Annotated in this window: 1 protein-coding gene; it reads right to left on the minus strand. The window is 43.8% G+C overall.

Annotated features, from left to right (window positions below; all coding sequences use genetic code 11):
- Window positions 1-845 (minus strand): serine/threonine-protein kinase (locus tag A3756_RS21900; RefSeq protein WP_156490679.1); only part of this gene is annotated, 845 nt, incomplete at its 3' end.
- Between the last annotated feature and the right edge of the window lie 37 nt (window positions 846-882).

The following is an 882-nucleotide window of genomic DNA, read 5'->3' on the forward strand; positions in this document are numbered from 1 at the left end:
ACGCTTTGCGGTCTCTGTTCTCGGCGACGTGACAGCATGCGACCAACTATTTGCTGAATATCAACGGGTAATTTAATGAATATCTGGGTCTTAACCAGGTTGCCATCCTTAAATGCTGGAGGAACCCCCGTTAATGCATGATAAAAAATTGCGCCAAGCGAAAAAATATCAGATAACTCGTCCTTTCGATCATCAGCATCTCCATACCAGTTACCATCTCGCTCTTTGACACGATAATGCTCATCCAAACCAAAGTCTGTCAATTTAACCTGGAAATCTGAAGTCAACAAAACATTGCTAGGACGCAAATTGCCATGGCAAACCCTATTTTGATGCGCAAACGCCAAACCTCTACAAATTTGAACCGCCGTATTCAAAAACATCTGCATTCCCATAGGTTCAATCAAGCGGTCCTGCAGACTGCCACCCGAGACATATTCCATAACAACAATGAATACACTATCGTTCTTGGATGTTCCTAGAATATTAACCAGATTCGGATGCTTCAAACTGTGAAGCATTTTTGCCTCACGATACCCCGTAAAAGTAGAGGTACGCTTCTTAATTACCAGAAGCTTGTGAGAGGACTTATCTTCATACAAATAAACCGCGCCAAATTTGTCTTCCTGCATAACATCAAGTAAGCCAAATTTTTGCTGAATAGAGGCTAAGCCTTCTCCTGCCCGATTCACTTGTTCCTCAGCAATATGCTGACCTTTCATCGCCAAAAGCAACTGAGTCCGGACCTGCTCTACAGACTGAGGACGTTCAGCAGGGTCAACAGCAAGACACTGATGAATAAGGTTTTCAAGGGCTGGAGTTATATTGGCATCAATCTGAGCCATTGGAGGCGCATTGGGTAGTGGCAAGGTACTGGTGAAT

The sequence above is a fragment of the Oleiphilus sp. HI0086 genome (assembly GCF_001635225.1).